Genomic DNA, 17,201 nt, shown 5'->3' with positions numbered 1-17,201 from the left:
AGGTTACAAGTTGATCGACCATAAACTAAACATTTATAGTCAAACAATAAAAACAACAGACTCATATCTAACCCCCTTTGCTGACGACAATAGCGCGATGGCCCCACCTGATCCCTTCCCGAACTCAGAAGTGAAACATCGTAGCGCCAATGGTAGTGTGGTTCGCCCATGTGAGAGTAGGTCATCGTCAGCTCTCTATTCTAGATAAAGCCCCCTTCGCTAACGCGGAGGGGGCTTTTCTTTGTGTGCGGTTTGGTGACAGTGCTTGATGTAAGAAAGTTTAGCGCTAGCTGCTTCGCTCAAGAATTCAAACTTTCCTATGTACCATTTTGATGTGATATTATTTATTCACTTCTAGAATCTACAATCTGTCATTTATTTTGGAGCACACTATGGGCGTTTCACTCTACTATACTGCTGAACGTTCTACTCTCTTGACTCAACAGGAGCAAGAAAAGATCGCGTCAATAGTCGATGAATATAATGAAAATTTCGAGCATGCAGATGATGCAGAGACTTTCGATCTCTATGCATATGATGATAGTGAGTCTGAGGTCATATTAGCAGGCGCTACAAAGCTACCTGCTAGTATGGATGTAGAAGATCTTATGCATACCCTAGAGCATTGGCTACAGTGTTTGACCCAGATTCGCCTTGCGGTAACTGATGCAGAGTGGCATTTACATCTAGATGATAACGATGCTGTGTGGGTAGATGATAAGTGGCAGATGGAAGAGTAGCGCTTTAATATTATGATTTATATAACTGCCTAGAGTAGCTTCTATGAATTCATATAGTATCTATATAAAAAGCCCTCAACTGGATAACAGGCTGAGAGCTTTTTTTATGAAGAATTATTTTATTCTGCTTACTTTTACTATCATCTATATAGAAATTTCAAGTGTCAGAAATACATCTATAATATGAATATATCCTTCATAATATGCTCAAAATGATTTGACTTCTATCATTATAGCTGCTAATTTTAAACTGTATTTTTATTACAGGTATGTAAAAAATATATCTAAATCTTGTAGATAATTTAATCTAGGATGAATCAGATTGTCTGCTCGTAATACCTTACTCCTATTCTCATAATTATCAAAAGGAATTGATAATGAAGTTAGCTCCTCTTTTTTCAATTGGTGCTTTAGCAGCTATTAGTCTTCTTGGCTGTTCTAACCAATCTGCTGATACGACTGATGGCTCATCAGCCACTTCTCAAGAAACTACCGTGCTACGGTTTTCGCATTTTTGGCCAGCAACCTCATCTATCAGTAAAGAAGTCTTTGAGCCTTGGGCAAAACAGATAGAAACAGATTCTGACGGCCGCCTAAAGGTTGAGCTGTATCCATCGGCGGGCCTTGCTAAAGCAGACGTTACTTACGAATCTGCTGCCAAAGGTACGATCGATATCGGTTCACAAGCGCATGGTTATACCAACGGTCGCTTTCCTTTGACTCAGATTACTGAGCTTCCAGGTTTATCAAATTCAGCAACTCAAATGGGCTGTATGCTACAGACCCTATATGATGATGGTACTTTGGCGAGTGAGTACGAAGATACGCATTTACTGTTTATGTACGGCGGCGGACCTGGTGCACTTCATACAACGGATAAGTTAATTCGTACGCCTGCAGATATGAAAGGTATGCGTATTCGCCGTCCTTCAGCTGTGGCAGGTGACATTATCGAAAGTGCAGGCGCTTCACCAGTAGGTCTACCTGCAAACGATATGTATACCTCTCTACAGCGCGGCGTCGTTGATGGTTTGAGTTTCCCTTGGGAGGCGGTAACAGCATTTAAAATTGATGAGATTACCAAATATCATACCAACATTCCTTTCTATAGTTCAGCGCTTATGGTCACCATGAACAAGGACAAATATGACAATTTACCTGACGATCTAAAACAAGTTTTGGATAAAAACTCAGGAATGGCGTTAGCTAGTAAAGTTGGTGAGGTATTTGATAAGCATGATCAGATGGCAATTCAAGCTGCTAAAGATAAAGGTGATGAAATTGTCGAAATTCCTGATCCGCTCAATGATCCAGATTGGAAAGGGCCACTTGAAAGAGGGACCCAAAAATATCTAAGTGATGTTAACGCTTTGGGTTTAGATGCTGATGGCGTCTATGAAAAAGCAAAAGCTGTCAGTGCTGCCTGTAAGGTCTAACCTAATTGGAGGTGTCACATGGCATTTTTAGTCAAGCTCAGCGTCTTAATCTCTAGATTATGCCAGTTTATCGGTGGGATCAGTCTCATCATCATCGTCCTAACCACCATGCTCGACGTCGTCGCACGCTACATATTCAAACTTACCGGTGGTGAGTTTGGCTTTACCGTCAAAGGCAGTGTAGAGATTGTCTCCTACTTCATGCTATTTGCATTGTTAGCTGCCTTTGCCGCATTTGTCGAACGTTCACAAATCATCGTCGACGTCTTCACCCAGAAAATGCCACAGTCTATCAAAGGCTACCTTATGGGTATCTTTATGATGGGCTTTTTTGTCATCGGCATCGTCTTCTCATGGGGACTCTACGAGAGCGCCATTGATGCTCTAGAGTATGGCAAAGTCACCCAGGATCTTCGGATATCTATGATGCCTATCTATATGGTTAGTGCATTCTTAAGCATCCTACTCGCCATTCGCTCATTGATCGAATCCATCAACATCTTTAAGACAGGCGAATTCTTTGACGCCGAGGAGACAGGCGCATGAGTCCAGAAATTATCGGTGCAATTGGCCTAGTTGTCATGATCCTGCTTGTCGTCTTACGAGTACCTGTTGCACTTGCCATGTTAGGGGTAGGCTTAGTCGGTTTTGGTGCGGTTACCGCGCCTAGTGGTGCGCTGCAAATGCTCAAAGACATTCCAGTTGATGTCTTAGCAAAGTATGACTTTAGTGCCATTCCTTTGTTTATTCTGATGGGCGTGTTTGCGACTCACTCCGGTATGGCAGGTAAACTCTTTGAAGCCACCCGAACCATATTTGGTGGGGTAAGAGGGAGTCTTGGTATTGCCGGTATCGGTTCATCCGGTATCTTTGCCTCTATCTCAGGCTCATCACTTGCTACTGCCTCTACCATGACCAAAGTGGCGTTACCGCAAATGGAGAAGTACGGTTATCAGCCAGGCTTTGCCTGCGGTATCTTAGCCGCTGGTGGTACGCTTGGTATTATGATTCCGCCCAGTATTGCCTTACTGGTCTATGCCATCTTAACCCAGCAGTCGGTAGGTGACATGTTCATCGCTGGTTTCTTACCGGGTATGCTCGGTATGGTGATGTACTCACTCACGGTCATGGTGATGGTACGCTGGAAACCACACTTGGCAAAACGTGGTGAGAAAACCACGTGGAAAGCCAAGCTACTGTCGCTGACTGGTCTGATACCGTTTAGCTTTATCTTTATTGTGATTATTGCCGGTATCTTCTTTGGGCTATTTACCCCAACAGAAGGCGCCGCAGTAGGGGCGTTTGTCTCATGGGCTTATGCTTTTGCTAAAGGCATGCGTTTAGATGGTCTTAAGCAGTCATTGATTGAGACGCTAGCCCTCTCTGCAGTGGTATTCTTTATGCTACTGGGTGCAGAGGCATTGGGGTATTTTATCTCAGTCTCACGCTTGTCTTATACCTTAGCATCTTGGATCGGTGGGCTAGCGGTCAGTCCAATGATTGTCTTGATCTGTATCCTGTTCATGTACTTCCTATTAGGGCTGTTCATGGATGCCTTAGCAATGCTGGTAATCACCATTCCCGTGGTATATCCCATCATTCTAGCGTTAGGGTTTGATCCGGTCTGGTTTGGCATTATTGCGGTATTGACGGTGGAGCTTGGTTTGATTACGCCGCCAATGGGGATGAATATCTTTGTGATTAAGGCGATGGCACCGCACATTAAGCTGAGTGATATGTTCCGAGGGGTGGCACCATTCATTGTCTCTGATGTGATTCGCTTGGTTATTTTGGTGATGTTCCCTGCTATCTCGCTTGTGTTGCTCGGGTAGGCGGAATATAAACTGAATCTAAACCATAGCTTATAACGTTATTGTATGAAGCCATATTGCTAATAAAGCAGTGTGGCTTTTTTATTGACTGATATTTTGACTAAGAATTAAGAGAGGGCAGTTTTACAAACTCACAATCTATGACGCTGCATGGTGATAACTTTTCTTAATGTTATAAAGGCATGTGAGTGTAGTAAACTGGTTTTCATTCATTTTCCTATATAACTTTATAAGTAGAGATAGTCATGGCTGTCGATTTTAGTAATACGCTTATCGTCGCAATTTCTGCGACGGCACTTTTTGATTTGACTGAATCGGAAAACTATTTGCTAGAGCTGCTAGAGCAACGACCTACAAGTGCTATAAAAGAGTTTAGGGAGTACATGACCGAACGTGAAAATGATCCCTTGAATATTGGTGCAGGTTATCCGCTAATTAAAGCGTTACTAAACCTAAATAAGTATTCTGATAATAGTGACGGACAAGATTCAGACATTGAAACACCATTGGTCGAAGTCGTTATTGTTTCAAAAAGTAGTCCAGATACAGGTATTCAGGTGCTTAATGCAATTTTAGAACATGGTATTAATATCTCCCGTTCTGCTTTTGTTTCAGGTAGCCCTGTTGCGCCTTATATCAAAGACTTCAACGTTGATCTGTTCTTGACCACCAATCGCGACGATGCCCAGCAAGTTGCGGATGCCAATATCTGTGCCTGTGCCATATTAGATGCGACGCCTGTGAATACTTATGAGCTGGATACTGAGCAGCTGCGCATTGCCTTTGATGGAGATGCGGTACTTTTTGATGATTCAGGTGAACTGCTATACAAACAAAAAGGGCTACGAGCCTTTCATGATCGTGAAGTACAAATGCGTGATTTGCCAATTGAAAAAGGCCCTTATGCTGAATTGTTAATTAAATTGTCAAATCTGCAAGAGCGCCTTCCTGCTGGTTTAAAATACTCGCCAATAAAAATTGCGCTGGTGACGGCGCGCAATGCACCAGCTGACTTGCGTGCTATCAAGACGTTGCGAGAGTGGGGCGTGAACGTTGATATGGCATTTTTTTTGGGAGGATTAGAGAAAACAGCGGTACTCAGAACATTTGCGCCGCATATCTTCTTTGACGATTCAATCAAGCACATTGATGCAGCACGTCGCTTTATTCCTACGGCTTTGGTTCCGTATCATTCGACGTCATTATTGCATGGTGACAACTATCTCACTGCTGATGAGGATGCATCTTTGTTATTATTCAAACCTGCTGTGCATCCATTGTTTGCTGTAAACCATTAAGTAGGTATAAAAAATCTAGGTAATAAGAATAGGATGGTATATGAATTGGCAGCAGTTGCTTCACTTAATTGTCGTACGGATAAAGCAGGTCATCGGACTATATGCTTTTGTACTTATACCGATGTGGGGCATGTTTTTTCTAAATGAAGTGGCCTTATTTGGTATGTGGAATATCTTTGGTATTGTACCGCGTGCTTTAGATGTGGGTAGTATGATAGGGGTATTTGCTTCATGGACCATGCATGGCAATTTGTCGCATTTGACTGGCAATACGGTGACGCTATTACAGATTTTGTTTTTGTTTGGACTATTTGAGAAGAATGCTTATCGCACAGTGATTAAACTGGTGGTTGCCTCAGGACTGGTCACTTGGGTTATCGGGTCGCCATCTTCCATTCATATTGGCGCATCAGGGCTTTGCTTTGCAATGTTAGGTTATATGATAGGCGGGGCTATATTTGCGCGGCGCTGGGGTTATCTGATTGCTTGTATCGTCATGGGAACTGGCTATTGGCTGACCATTAAGCAAGGGTTGATGCCGCAACAAGGTATCTCGTTTGCGGCACATTTTGGTGGTTTGTGCGCTGGGCTATTGTTAGGAGCCAATTCAAAGCATACTTATTCAGCCGCTTCTCAACGCTATTAAAAGCGAAGTACTATCAGTGTTTAATAAACCAGCATCGTTGTACTAAGCGTTATTGGATTAGACGTTTGTATCAGTACAGATTTTGATAAATAAAGGATCGTCTGTAGTCAGCTCTCGCCACGCAGTGGTCTGTTTAACGTGTTCATTCACCGTCAGTGTGTTACCTTTTTCTGGTATTACGTAGTCCGCTCGTGCAGGAGTAGTGCAATCTATTACCTGTAAAATCTTCTGCACGCTTCTGCGTCTTTCAAACAAATACAAATTAACTAAGTGCATATCTGGATTGTCAGCATGCACACTAGCATTTCCAGTATCGGCAGCGATAAAACGTAATATTTGTGGTTTAGCATAAGACCATGGACGGAACCATTTCGTGCTTTCTGCTGTTTTGACAACTTCTACGCCTTCTGGCAAATCTCGCACTTGTTGACCATACCAGCTGTATTCCTGGTTTATCTGAAATGCAAACATCCCAATAGCAGCAAATAAGGGAATCAGCCATTTAGGTGCACGTTTGCCTGCCAGTTTGCTGAGGTGAGTTATGATAAGTGCTAGTCCAGCCATACCAAATGCGGCAGCGATGGTAGCGATAAACTCAAAAAGCATAAAATATTCCTTAATGCGTTAGATGTGTCTAATTGAACCTATTAGATAAAGTAAAAATCTAAAATTTAGTTATTATAGCTATAGGATAAAAAAATCACCCACAAGCAGCTACTGCCTGTGAGTGATATATAGTAACAGAAGACATATCATCATTCGTCAGGTTAATGGTCGACCGCACCGCCTGCACCGCGTGGTGAGCGAACGCTTTCAACCAATTCTTGAATATGTAGCGGTGGCGCTTTGGTCGCATAAGAAACAATGAATGCAACGATAAAGTTAAGCAGGGCACCAATCACACCGAATGATAGTGGTGAGATACCAAATAGCCAGTACTCCGCTGTATCAGGGAAGTTGGCAGTACCGCTGATGAAGAACCAACCTTTGAAGACGAAGATGTAAACCAAGATACTGATCAAACCTGTCAACATACCAGCGATAGCGCCAAGGTTGTTAATACGTTTTGAGAAGATACCCATCATTAGTGCAGGGAAGAGGGACGCACCAGCGATACCAAATGCCAATGCAACTACCTGTGCTGCAAACCCTGGTGGATTCATACCTAAATAAGTAGCAACTACAATCGCAATACCCATCGTAATACGTGCGACCTTGAGCTCTCCTTTGTCAGTAATGTTTGGATTGAGGTTTCGTTTGATTAAATCATGACTAATCGCTGACGAGATAGCGAGCAATAAGCCAGCAGCAGTTGATAGTGCAGCGGCTAGACCACCTGCGGCGATCAAACCAATTACCCAAGATGGCAGTTGTGCAATCTCTGGGTTAGCCAATACCAAGATATCAGCATTGACGTCGAGCTCGTTACCAGCCCAGCCGGCATCTGCGAAGCGACCATCAAGTTCGAGGTCATGTGCAGCACGTGCTGTTTCAACCGCAGTCGTCGCAGCGCCTACATCACCGCCTTCAGTCTGTGCATTGGTTAGAGCAACTTCTGCAGCGCCCAGTCCACTATCGTTATACATCTGAATACGACCATCATTGTTAAGGTCAGTATATTTGATCAGGCCAGTATCTTCCCAAGTTCTCATCCAGTCTGGACGTTGATCATAGTCGATAGCAGGCTCTGCAACGCCTTGTGGATAGATAGTATCGATAAGGTTTAAACGTGCCATTGCGCCAACAGCAGGTGCTGTGAAGTACAATAACGAGATAAATACTAATGTCCAACCAGCAGTCCAACGTGCATCAGCGACTTTAGGAACTGTGAAAAAGCGAATAATAACGTGAGGTAGACCAGCCGTACCAATCATAAGTGATAAGGTGAACAGCACCATGTTTAGCTTGTTAGGTACGTCAGCCGTATACGCTGTGAATCCCAAATCGGTCACGACTTGATCAAGCTTGGTTAGGATAGGCACACCAGATTCGATATGGTTTGAAAATAGGCCCAAACCTGGAATTGGATTGCCGGTTAATTCAAGTGAAATAAAGACAGCAGGAATGGTATAAGCAATCATCAGAACCACATACTGCGCAACCTGCGTGTAGGTAATCCCTTTCATACCGCCAAGAACTGCATAAAAGAATACGACAACCGCCGCAATAATAAGACCTGTGTTGTTATCTACTTCTAAGAAGCGTGAAAATGCGACACCAGCACCTGTCATCTGACCGATAACGTACGTGGTAGAGGCAATAATCAAACAAACCACGGCAATCATTGCAGCCGTTTTTGAATAAAAGCGATCTCCAATAAAGTCCGGCACAGTGAACTTGCCAAATTTACGTAAGTAAGGCGCCAGTAGCATGGCTAGTAGAACATAACCACCTGTCCAACCCATCAAATAGGTTGATGCGCCATAACCGCCAGCAGCAAGCAAACCTGCCATAGAAATAAAAGATGCTGCACTCATCCAGTCAGCAGCTGTCGCCATACCGTTAACTACTGGATGTACACCGCCGCCCGCCACATAAAATTCACTGGTTGTCCCAGCCCGAGCCCAAATCGCAATACCAAAATACAGAGCGAAAGATAGGCCTACGAAAATAATATTAACTAAATACTGACTCATGGTCTATTCCTCATCTACGCCATATTGTTTATCTAACTTATTCATACGCCATGCGTAGAAGAAAATTAAAATGATAAACACCCCTATAGAGCCTTGCTGAGCAAACCAAAAGCCCAAGTCAGTGCCGCCGACTTTGATGCCGGCTAAAAGAGGACGCAATAAAATAGCAAAACCATAAGAACATAGTGCCCAAACTACTAGGCTACCTAAGATGAGACGGACATTGGCACGCCAATAACCGGATGGATCGTTATGATCTTTCATAGGACAACTCCTTTTGTCTTCCCTAAAAAATACCAACAATATAAAAAGAACTGCGATTATTTCTTACTACAAAAAGTATAAAAAATAATCAGGTACTGCTTTATATAGTGAAAACGATGATGCGTGATAGTACGTTGAATGCTCGGTAGTTCTTTACTTCAAATAAAAGTAGTTAACTATTTAAGCATCGTATTGACTTAAACCATCGAATGGCAAAAATAACATTTCTTGAGGAAGACAGAAGGGTGGACTATCCAGTGTCTTTTTAACAATCTCGTCTTCCTGACAAGAGTTTTAATCTTTTTAACACGCTAACCTATTGTACTGCTTGATAGCTTCTTGTACTGCTTAATAGCTTCGATAACCATAAAACAGTCTAAACGGATATAGAATTTATATTAGCACGGTTTAATAAATATAATTGCAAACTACTGCGCATGAGTAATAAGGAAATTACTAAAAATTAGTTTGTTTGGCATTCATTAAAAAACCTAACGTTACGCAAATGGTACGGCAACCGTGTAATTTGTGCGATTAAATTATCACTTAATCTATTCTATATAAGCTGAAACATAAGCATTATTTATTTTAAAAATAATTATATGAAATCGATAAGTAAACGTGATGGTCACATGTCGCTCAATATCTATATCATGCACGTGTCTTTTTGGTATCAGGTATTTTGCACAGAGGCTTATATAGTCCATGGCAATCAAAATATGATATCGATATGAAATTTAAGTAACGCATATAAAGAATGAATAAGGAGCCCATATGAACGAAGGGATAGTAGGTTGGTTTAATAACATCGTAAATTATGGTGTCGGTATTATCTGGGGTAACAATGACTGGCTGATTGCTAGCAACCCTTGGTATGGATTACTGATGTTCTTACTAATTGGTGCGGGTCTTTACTTTACCGTCGTGACACGTTTTATTCAGTTTCGTCATTTTGGTCATATGTGGAAGTTGCTACGCGTGTCCAATCAAGGCCGCAAAGATGGTGGTATCAGCTCATTTGAAGCATTGATGACGTCGTTGGCCGCACGTGTTGGTACTGGTAACTTGGCAGGTGTGGCAATTGCAATCTATCTAGGTGGACCAGGTGCTGTATTCTGGATGTGGATGACAGCACTGGTCGGTATGTCGACCAGCTTTATCGAGTCAACCTTAGCACAGGCGTACAAAGTACCGCACAATGACAATGTGTACCGCGGTGGCCCTGCTTATTACATTGAAAAAGGTCTAGGTAAACGCTGGCTTGCTGTGTTTTTCTCATTATGTTTGTTAGTGGCCTTTGGTTTGGCGTTCAATGGCGTACAGTCCAATACCATCGCTCAAGCGACCAATGAAGCCTTTGGTGTGCCAACGTGGATGACAGGTTTGGTATTGGTAGTACTGGTAGCGCCAGTGGTATTCGGTGGTTTGCGCTCAGTAGCTCGTATCGCGGGTAAAATCGTACCAGTGATGGCCATCTTGTACATCTTGCTAGCACTATTCATTATCGTGACTAATTTTAGTCAATTCCCAGCAGCGATCGCGTTGATTGTAAAATCAGCATTTGGTTTTGAGCAGGCGGCAGGCGGTGTCATCGGTTATGGTATTGCGCAGGCAATGATTAACGGTATCAAACGCGGATTGTTCTCTAACGAAGCAGGTATGGGTTCAGCGCCGAATGCTGCAGCAACGGCGAAGAGTCATCCTGATCACCCAGCAGTACAAGGCTTTATGCAAATGCTTGGCGTATTTATGGATACCCTTATCATTTGTACCGCGACGGCGTCGATTATTATCTTGTCTGGTGTGGTCGACCCTAATGTCGAGCAAGAAGGTATTCAGTTAACTCAGCTAGCTTTATCACAGTATGTGGGGGACCTAGGTGTGGTGTTCGTGGCGATTGCGATTTTCTTCTTCTCATTTACGTCTATCATCGCCAACTATAGCTACGGTGAGTCAAATCTTGAGTTTATCTCTGGTGCCAAAAACGCCAAAGTGATGATCATGATTTTCCGCTTTTTGGTATTAGGTATGGTATTTATCGGCTCTGTTGCTAGCCTACCTGCTATATGGAACTTCGCTGACTTATCTATGGGCCTGATGGCCTTAGTCAACTTAGTGGCTATTTTGCTCTTGTCTCCTGTAGCGCTAAGAATACTACGGGACTATGAGCGTCAGGTAAAAGAGGGTAAAACAGGCGATCAGATTAAGTTTGATCCTGATAACTTTGTGAAACTCAGAGATGAAGCCAACCGTGATGCTTGGACAGATTAAGCAGAATTGATTGGTAAAAATAGCTTGTTCTAAGCATTAAAAAACCGCCCTTCTTTTACAAAGAGAAGGGCGGTTTTTATTGGAGCGCAGTTTTAATGATATTAACTGTACCAGCTCAAATCAGAATTATCCTGATTTACATGTTTGGATAGTTAGGACCACCGCCACCTTCTGGCGTTACCCAAGTGATGTTCTGTGAAGGGTCTTTAATATCACAGGTCTTACAATGCACACAGTTCTGAGCATTGATGACAAACTTAGCACCTTCAGCGTCTTTAACCACTTCATACACACCCGCTGGGCAGTATAAACGTGCAGGCTCAGCGTACAACGGTAAGTTGATTGAAATAGGTACCGTTGGATCAGTAAGTTTTAGATGCGTTGGCTGATCTTCTGCATGGTTGGTATTAGAGATAAATACCGACGACAATTTATCAAATACCAACTTACCATCAGGCTTAAGATAAGTTGGTTGATAAGCATGATTAGCACGCTCTAACTGATCGTAATCTGGGATATTGTCATGCAAAGTGAACGGCATTTTACCTTTCAACAAGTTGTGCTCGATAAAGGTGAAAGCGCCGCCCATGAACAGACCCATACGGTGAATCGCAGGTGAGAAGTTGCGCGACTCATAGTTATCTTGATACAACCATGACTCTTTGTACATTGTGCTATAAGCAACCACTTCATCATGCTGACGGTCAGCTTGCAGCGCCTCAAAGATAGCTTCGGCTGCGAGCATGCCTGACTTCATCGAGGTATGCGTGCCTTTGATTTTTGCTGGGTTTAAGAAACCAGCGTCATCACCTACCAACACGCCACCGGGGAATGTGAACTTCGGTAGTGAGTTTAGACCACCTTTGGTCAACGCACGGGCACCGTAAGAAATACGCTTACCGCCTTCTAAAACATTTTTGATAACAGGGTGCGTTTTCAAGCGCTGCATTTCATCAAATGGAGACATGTAAGGATTGTGGTAAGACAAATCAGCCACAAGACCAAAGCTTACTTGATTGTTTTCATCAAAGTATAACCACCAGCCGCCAGTAGAGCCGGTTTCAGTCAATGGCCAACCAAGACCATGCATGACTACGCCTTGCTCATGCTTTCCAGGTTCAACTTCCCATAACTCTTTTAGACCGATACCATAATGCTGAGGATCAGAGTCTTTATCTAGATCAAAACGGCTGATTAAGCGTTTGCCTAAATGTCCACGGCTACCTTCGGCAAAAATAGTGTATTTGGCAAGGAGCTCATAACCAGGCTCAAAACTTGGCTTGGCTTCACCATTGGCGGCCACACCCATATCACCCGTTAACACACCTCTGACCGAACCGTCGTCATTGTATAAGATGTCATCGGCAGGGAAGCCTGGGAACATCATGACTTCAAGCTCTTCTGCTTGTACGGCTAACCAACGAACGACATTACCTAGGGAGACAATATAGTTGCCATCGTTGTGCATCGGACCTGGAATTAAAGAGTCAGGCACTTTAGTTGAGCGTGTGGCAGAGTTTAGATAATAAAAACGATCTTCTGTCGCTAGCACGTTAAGCGGTGCGCCTTTTTCTTTCCAGTCAGGAATCAGCTCATTTAGAGCACGTGGCTCGATGACTGCACCAGACAACGTATGGGCACCAAACTCAGAGCCTTTTTCGACCACACAAACCATAAACTCATCATTACCAGCTTCAATAGCGAGCTGGCGCAAACGGATGGCAGCAGACAGACCTGCAGGTCCACCACCAACGATGATGACATCGAACTCCATTGATTCGCGTTCGACTTCAGGTTCCGCGGCAACTGGCGCTACGACTGGTTCTGCTTTATCTAGCGTTGCGGTCTCTGTTGCTACTGGTGCGTCAGCATTCACAGTATTACCATCGATAACTGGCGTTTGATTGTCTTGCTCTTGCATACCTACTCCTAAACTTTTAGTGGCTTATCTCAGGGCATCATTAGCTTAACAACTGAATAATAGACTTGCGGCGCTAACGTCACTCAGACATATGGCTGCCCGATAAAACTGTCTTTGCGGCATCAATTGACTCGTCATGGTTAATACCAATTTATCTAAGGATATCAACGCATAACGTAAGATGTGTCATCAATACAACACCCACTTGACCATTTCAATAAAAAATCGTTACTCATTATAAAAGAAAAGTCCTACAAACACGATACGCATTTATGAGTATCGATGCTAAGGTAATGTTAAGAAAATGAGGTTGTTATAACGATAAAGTTTCATCATACCTGAAACAAAAATTTATAGTAATAATAGATAAGCCAAACTTTGAATACTAAATAAAGGGATTAATAATGAATAACGATAATAATGGCAATAAAGAAAGCCGTGAGAAAATAGCAGAAGTCCCAAACAGCAAGCCTTCTAGCCTAAATAACTTAGATAATTTGGATGCGCTAAGCCAGTATATTAAGTCTACGAAAGGGACTCGCGAAGGACGTGCAATACCACCGCTTGAAAAATGGCATCCTGAAGATATTGTTGATATGGATTTGACTATCAAGGCAAACGGAGAGTGGTGGCATGAAGGCGGGCAAATGACCCGTGAGTCACTGGTCAGCTTGTTTGCCACGATACTATGGAAAGAAGAAAATAATGGCATTACTGAGTACTTTTTGAAGACCCCTGTACAGAAAATCCGTATCCAAGTAGAAGATGCGCCACTTCTGATCAATGATGTTGGTATTGTCCATGAAGATGATATGAGTTGGTTGGAGTTTACAACGACGACAGGAGATGTGGTTCGCTTAGACGATGAGCATCCGATCGTATTAAAGGCGTATAACTCTAATAAAAGTGATTCTAATGACAGCGACTTTAATAACAGTGACTTTAGTGAAAGCGATCAAGCGAATCAAATGAGTAAAGCTGACGATGTTGCAGATTCTCAGGAATTAGCATCTACAGAACAGGTACGCCCATACATGATGGTCAGAAATGGATTGACTGCGCTTATCGGCCGCAATACTTTTTATCACCTGACTGAAATTGGAGCATTATCAGAAGAAAATGGCAAGACGATATTAACGTTACAGAGTGGTAGCCAGTCTTATTCACTATCCATGCCTACTGATTAGGTATTATGTTTATCTATTAATTGCTGTATGCCGATGAGTGCTATAATTTTATAATGTCGCCCGATTTTATTAGTCTGAAAAATTATTATCGTATAAAGGTAGTCGATAGAGAGCCGACATAAAGTAACGCCATACATGCAACATATATATAGCGCATTTAACTGGGTAATGAAATTGATGAATAATATGATAATGGCATTAGCATAAAGATGGATATCAAAAACCAGACAGTCGAAAAACTCAGACCGTGTGTCGATATATCTGTTGACCAGAGTCTCAAAGCTATTGATCTAGTAGATGTCAATAAACATGCTGGTAATACAGTTGTAAGCGATAAAAACAGTAGCGCACCCATTGGAGTGTTTGATTCTGGTGTTGGCGGTTTGTCTGTTTATTTGCATTTAGCACAGCAGCTGCCTACTGAGCGTTACGTATATTACGCCGATACGCTGAACGTACCTTATGGCAATCGTGACAGCGAAGATATTGAAGCGCTAACGCTAAAGGCTGTAGAGTGGTTACATCAGCAAGGCTGTAAGCTGATTGTTATTGCTTGCAACAGTGCCTCAGCATATGCGCTAGATACTGCCCGACGCTGCTATCCACATATACCTATTGTGGGACTTGTCCCTGCATTAAAGCCTGCGGTACTGGCCAGTAAGAGTGCTCATGTAGCGGTACTAGCAACCAAAGCGACGTTGAATGGCACTTTGCTAAACGATGTTATTATCAATTTTGCTCAACCTAATAACACAGTAGTCACTAAGTATTTTGATCCGCAACTAGTGCCTTGGGTAGAAGCAGGTATGTCAGAACAAGACGAGACAGCCGAGAGATTACGTCAACAGGTACGGATATTTGCTAATGAAGGTGTCGATCAGTTAGTGCTGGGATGTACACATTATCCGTTTTTTAAGACATTCTTGTTAGATGAGATTGCACAGCAGCAGCTATCAATACAAGTCATTGATTCTGGTCAAGCGATTGCTGAGCGGGTTAGACAGCTATTGATTGCAAATAACTTGTCTGCATCATTAATGAGTGAAAAACAAGAAAATCTGTCACAAAAAACCAGTAATAAAAATACCATTACTAGACCGCCATTAACTTTTCACGCCACTAAATATAGTGATAGACTATGCGCTTTAGTTGAGCGCTTACTCGGTACAGAAATGGCATTGCAATACTACTCTCACTAGTTATTATCAAAGCTAGTGATATCAATACGCTGTATGCAACGCTGACTCAGTTAAAATAAATTGAGTGCATCTTTTCAAGCTAAGAGTATGCTAGGCTGAGCAAGACAAGATTTTTGTGTTCTATCTCACACCCTATCCTTTTTATGTCACGACCTACGCTTAGAGGTAATTGTGCCGAATCGTCGCTATCATATTCATATTATATGCGCTGACAATGACCAGTTGTTGGTTCTAGACAGCTTAGCGATATTTTTTCAGGCGCGCGCATTTCTGACCTATGATGTTTCTAGTAAATTATCTAAAGCCTCTTTTTATGGCCGCCAGTGTATTGACTCTTGTGATTACGCAGTCATGATCGTTGGCGACAGCTACGGGACTGTGCAAAAAAACGGCGTTAGCCAAATGCACTTAAGTTATCTAAATGCCAAAGCGAAGCTTAAGCCGCTAATTGTGCTGGTCAAAAACCATTCTCCAGACGCTGTTATCAGCCGACAGCTTCAAGAGTTTATTAAGTTAGTCACCAAGCAAGATAATCAGCTACATTACTATGATACGGAAGAAGATATTGAGCCATTGCTAGTACAGGCTCATTATAATGCAGTCGCCAATAACAAAATGGTAGGTGGCTGGGTCAGAGCGAATGACGAAGAGAATACGACTAGTAAAAAGGTCGTGTATGAGAAGCCAGTCGATATATTACCTAGTACTACCGAGGTAGAGAACAATAGTCCTGATGACGAAGATTTTATATCGGATAAGGTTAGTGAGCCAATTGAGTTAACAGAGTTTTTTGAGATTCAATATAGTGCTCAGGCTTATGAGGGTGGCAATCTAACGGACGTAACCAGATCGCTAACACTCTCGTGGCACGAGATACTCATGACACTCATGAGAATACCGTCTACTTTTTCGAGCTATGGCTTGCAAAATGCCATCAATCGTTTGATTACCGCTAAAGCGGAAGTAGATATCAAAAAAGAGATGCCAAACGTTCATGCTGTCTCACGCTGCCAAATTTCTCAAGCTGATATCAATAATTTGCAACGTAAGCTAGTCGGTGCAAACTGGATACAACTGATGACTTATGGCACGCGGGTATCACAAGAGCTATGGAAGCTTACCTTCTACGCAAAAAACCTACTGCAAAATCATACCTCAAATACGAATAAACAAGACTAGTAATTATTCGCTAGCGTGCTCAATAATAGCCATCTAAAACGTCCATTTTGGCATCACGACTACGTTTTGTAATACAAAGCATACGTGCAATGCTTGTGAATCTTCCTCAGACCCGTAATAATAAAGTCAGTTAGTTAGCAGTATTAACAACGTTAACTATTTTAGAATGACAACTATAATATTAATAATTAGGGAGAGCGTACGATGAGCAATGCTAAAAATGACGAGTTAAAAAGAGAGATTGATGGTCTAGAAAAGTCTATGCATGATGCTGATCAGTTTCATACGTTAGAAGAGCAAGTAGCAGATATGAAACGTCGCGGTATAGATCCTAGCAAGGCCTACAAAGATTTAGACAGTAAAGCCGAAGATGAAGATTGGGGCGATGCGACTTGGAAAGAAAACGGTAAGTGGGAGCCAAAAACGGCTGCCGATTTAGACGACAAAGCTCGCGAAAATTGGAATGGTGACAATGGTCAGCCTAAGCCACCACCTATTGTCTAGATACGTATTTTGAGAAAATGAGATAAGTTCTATTAATAACTATTTATAAATAAGAAAGCCACGCTATCGTTAGCGTGGCTTTTTTAAT

Annotated in this window: 15 protein-coding genes and 1 rRNA gene; 12 read left to right on the top strand and 4 right to left on the bottom strand. The window is 42.4% G+C overall.

The window, feature by feature from the left end; all coding sequences use genetic code 11:
- The first annotated feature begins 79 nt into the window (after nucleotides 1-79).
- From rrf to B2863_RS02675, 7 genes are all read left to right on the top strand, one after another.
- A 5S ribosomal RNA gene (gene rrf / locus B2863_RS02705) occupies nucleotides 80-193 on the top strand.
- A 199-nt stretch (nucleotides 194-392) separates the two neighbouring features.
- Nucleotides 393-740, top strand: a complete 348-nt coding sequence (locus tag B2863_RS02700) for a hypothetical protein (RefSeq protein ID WP_296207334.1) — start codon at nucleotides 393-395, stop codon at nucleotides 738-740.
- A gap of 377 nt (nucleotides 741-1,117) precedes the next feature.
- A complete protein-coding gene (locus B2863_RS02695) occupies nucleotides 1,118-2,176 on the top strand; it encodes a TRAP transporter substrate-binding protein (RefSeq protein WP_296207332.1) in 1,059 nt (352 codons plus the stop codon).
- An 18-nt stretch (nucleotides 2,177-2,194) separates the two neighbouring features.
- Nucleotides 2,195-2,722 carry a TRAP transporter small permease gene (locus B2863_RS02690; RefSeq protein WP_296207330.1) on the top strand — a complete coding sequence of 176 codons (528 nt, stop codon included), beginning with the start codon at nucleotides 2,195-2,197 and terminating at the stop codon, nucleotides 2,720-2,722.
- The gene (locus tag B2863_RS02685) at nucleotides 2,719-4,008 is read left to right on the top strand and encodes a TRAP transporter large permease (RefSeq protein ID WP_101204395.1); all 1,290 of its coding nucleotides are present in this window, start codon (nucleotides 2,719-2,721) and stop codon (nucleotides 4,006-4,008) included. The genes B2863_RS02690 and B2863_RS02685 overlap by 4 nt, the downstream gene beginning before the upstream one ends.
- Before the next feature lie 245 nt (nucleotides 4,009-4,253).
- Nucleotides 4,254-5,306: a 5'-nucleotidase gene (locus B2863_RS02680; protein WP_296207328.1), complete on the top strand. Its 1,053-nt coding sequence runs from the start codon at nucleotides 4,254-4,256 to the stop codon at nucleotides 5,304-5,306.
- A gap of 40 nt (nucleotides 5,307-5,346) precedes the next feature.
- On the top strand, nucleotides 5,347-5,952 hold the full coding sequence (locus B2863_RS02675) for a rhomboid family intramembrane serine protease (RefSeq protein ID WP_290178843.1): 606 nt from the start codon (nucleotides 5,347-5,349) through the stop codon (nucleotides 5,950-5,952).
- 57 nt (nucleotides 5,953-6,009) lie between these two features.
- Here the strand turns inward: B2863_RS02675 and B2863_RS02670 are convergent, their stop codons facing one another.
- The 3 genes from B2863_RS02670 to B2863_RS02660 all read right to left on the bottom strand — a co-directional run bounded on the left by B2863_RS02670 (nucleotide 6,010) and on the right by B2863_RS02660 (nucleotide 8,852).
- Nucleotides 6,010-6,558, bottom strand: coding sequence for a hypothetical protein (locus tag B2863_RS02670; RefSeq protein WP_296207325.1), 549 nt, complete (start codon nucleotides 6,556-6,558; stop codon nucleotides 6,010-6,012).
- A 161-nt stretch (nucleotides 6,559-6,719) separates the two neighbouring features.
- Nucleotides 6,720-8,588 carry a sodium:solute symporter family protein gene (locus tag B2863_RS02665; RefSeq protein WP_057761858.1) on the bottom strand — a complete coding sequence of 623 codons (1,869 nt, stop codon included), beginning with the start codon at nucleotides 8,586-8,588 and terminating at the stop codon, nucleotides 6,720-6,722.
- Nucleotides 8,589-8,591: 3 nt separating this feature from the next.
- Nucleotides 8,592-8,852: a DUF4212 domain-containing protein gene (locus B2863_RS02660; RefSeq protein ID WP_057761855.1), complete on the bottom strand. Its 261-nt coding sequence runs from the start codon at nucleotides 8,850-8,852 to the stop codon at nucleotides 8,592-8,594.
- A gap of 774 nt (nucleotides 8,853-9,626) precedes the next feature.
- Here B2863_RS02660 and B2863_RS02655 point away from each other — a divergent pair.
- Nucleotides 9,627-11,123, top strand: a complete 1,497-nt coding sequence (locus tag B2863_RS02655) for an alanine/glycine:cation symporter family protein (protein ID WP_201608209.1) — start codon at nucleotides 9,627-9,629, stop codon at nucleotides 11,121-11,123.
- A gap of 136 nt (nucleotides 11,124-11,259) precedes the next feature.
- Here B2863_RS02655 and B2863_RS02650 read toward each other — a convergent pair whose 3' ends face one another.
- Entirely contained in the window at nucleotides 11,260-12,897 is a 1,638-nt protein-coding gene (locus B2863_RS02650; RefSeq protein ID WP_296207337.1) for an electron transfer flavoprotein-ubiquinone oxidoreductase, read from the bottom strand.
- A 551-nt stretch (nucleotides 12,898-13,448) separates the two neighbouring features.
- On the opposite strand from B2863_RS02650, the gene B2863_RS02645 reads away from it, so the two are divergent.
- From B2863_RS02645 to B2863_RS02630, 4 genes are all read left to right on the top strand, one after another.
- Nucleotides 13,449-14,231 carry a DUF1285 domain-containing protein gene (locus B2863_RS02645; protein WP_296207319.1) on the top strand — a complete coding sequence of 261 codons (783 nt, stop codon included), beginning with the start codon at nucleotides 13,449-13,451 and terminating at the stop codon, nucleotides 14,229-14,231.
- 209 nt (nucleotides 14,232-14,440) lie between these two features.
- Complete coding sequence (gene murI, locus B2863_RS02640) at nucleotides 14,441-15,430, top strand: glutamate racemase (protein ID WP_296207318.1); 990 nt, start codon at nucleotides 14,441-14,443, stop codon at nucleotides 15,428-15,430.
- 171 nt (nucleotides 15,431-15,601) lie between these two features.
- The gene (locus B2863_RS02635; RefSeq protein ID WP_296207316.1) at nucleotides 15,602-16,609 is read left to right on the top strand and encodes a DUF4062 domain-containing protein; all 1,008 of its coding nucleotides are present in this window, start codon (nucleotides 15,602-15,604) and stop codon (nucleotides 16,607-16,609) included.
- A gap of 204 nt (nucleotides 16,610-16,813) precedes the next feature.
- Nucleotides 16,814-17,113 carry a hypothetical protein gene (locus B2863_RS02630; protein WP_057761845.1) on the top strand — a complete coding sequence of 100 codons (300 nt, stop codon included), beginning with the start codon at nucleotides 16,814-16,816 and terminating at the stop codon, nucleotides 17,111-17,113.
- Nucleotides 17,114-17,201 lie beyond the last annotated feature (88 nt).

Source organism: Psychrobacter sp. UBA3480, assembly GCF_002377945.1.
Classification (GTDB): domain Bacteria; phylum Pseudomonadota; class Gammaproteobacteria; order Pseudomonadales; family Moraxellaceae; genus Psychrobacter.
This window is presented reverse-complemented; position numbering and strand designations above follow the sequence as displayed.

What these genes read in the sequence shown, in the direction of transcription:
- B2863_RS02670 (WP_296207325.1), bottom strand. Translation starts at nt 6,558, where the DNA reads ATGCTTTTTGAGTTTATCGCTACCATCGCTGCCGCATTTGGTATGGCT.
- B2863_RS02690 (WP_296207330.1), top strand. Translation starts at nt 2,195, where the DNA reads ATGGCATTTTTAGTCAAGCTCAGCGTCTTAATCTCTAGATTATGCCAG.
- B2863_RS02645 (WP_296207319.1), top strand. Translation starts at nt 13,449, where the DNA reads ATGAATAACGATAATAATGGCAATAAAGAAAGCCGTGAGAAAATAGCA.
- B2863_RS02660 (WP_057761855.1), bottom strand. Translation starts at nt 8,852, where the DNA reads ATGAAAGATCATAACGATCCATCCGGTTATTGGCGTGCCAATGTCCGT.
- B2863_RS02665 (WP_057761858.1), bottom strand. Translation starts at nt 8,588, where the DNA reads ATGAGTCAGTATTTAGTTAATATTATTTTCGTAGGCCTATCTTTCGCT.
- B2863_RS02675 (WP_290178843.1), top strand. Translation starts at nt 5,347, where the DNA reads ATGAATTGGCAGCAGTTGCTTCACTTAATTGTCGTACGGATAAAGCAG.
- murI (WP_296207318.1), top strand. Translation starts at nt 14,441, where the DNA reads ATGGATATCAAAAACCAGACAGTCGAAAAACTCAGACCGTGTGTCGAT.
- B2863_RS02630 (WP_057761845.1), top strand. Translation starts at nt 16,814, where the DNA reads ATGAGCAATGCTAAAAATGACGAGTTAAAAAGAGAGATTGATGGTCTA.
- B2863_RS02650 (WP_296207337.1), bottom strand. Translation starts at nt 12,897, where the DNA reads ATGGAGTTCGATGTCATCATCGTTGGTGGTGGACCTGCAGGTCTGTCT.
- B2863_RS02700 (WP_296207334.1), top strand. Translation starts at nt 393, where the DNA reads ATGGGCGTTTCACTCTACTATACTGCTGAACGTTCTACTCTCTTGACT.
- B2863_RS02695 (WP_296207332.1), top strand. Translation starts at nt 1,118, where the DNA reads ATGAAGTTAGCTCCTCTTTTTTCAATTGGTGCTTTAGCAGCTATTAGT.
- B2863_RS02685 (WP_101204395.1), top strand. Translation starts at nt 2,719, where the DNA reads ATGAGTCCAGAAATTATCGGTGCAATTGGCCTAGTTGTCATGATCCTG.
- B2863_RS02680 (WP_296207328.1), top strand. Translation starts at nt 4,254, where the DNA reads ATGGCTGTCGATTTTAGTAATACGCTTATCGTCGCAATTTCTGCGACG.
- B2863_RS02655 (WP_201608209.1), top strand. Translation starts at nt 9,627, where the DNA reads ATGAACGAAGGGATAGTAGGTTGGTTTAATAACATCGTAAATTATGGT.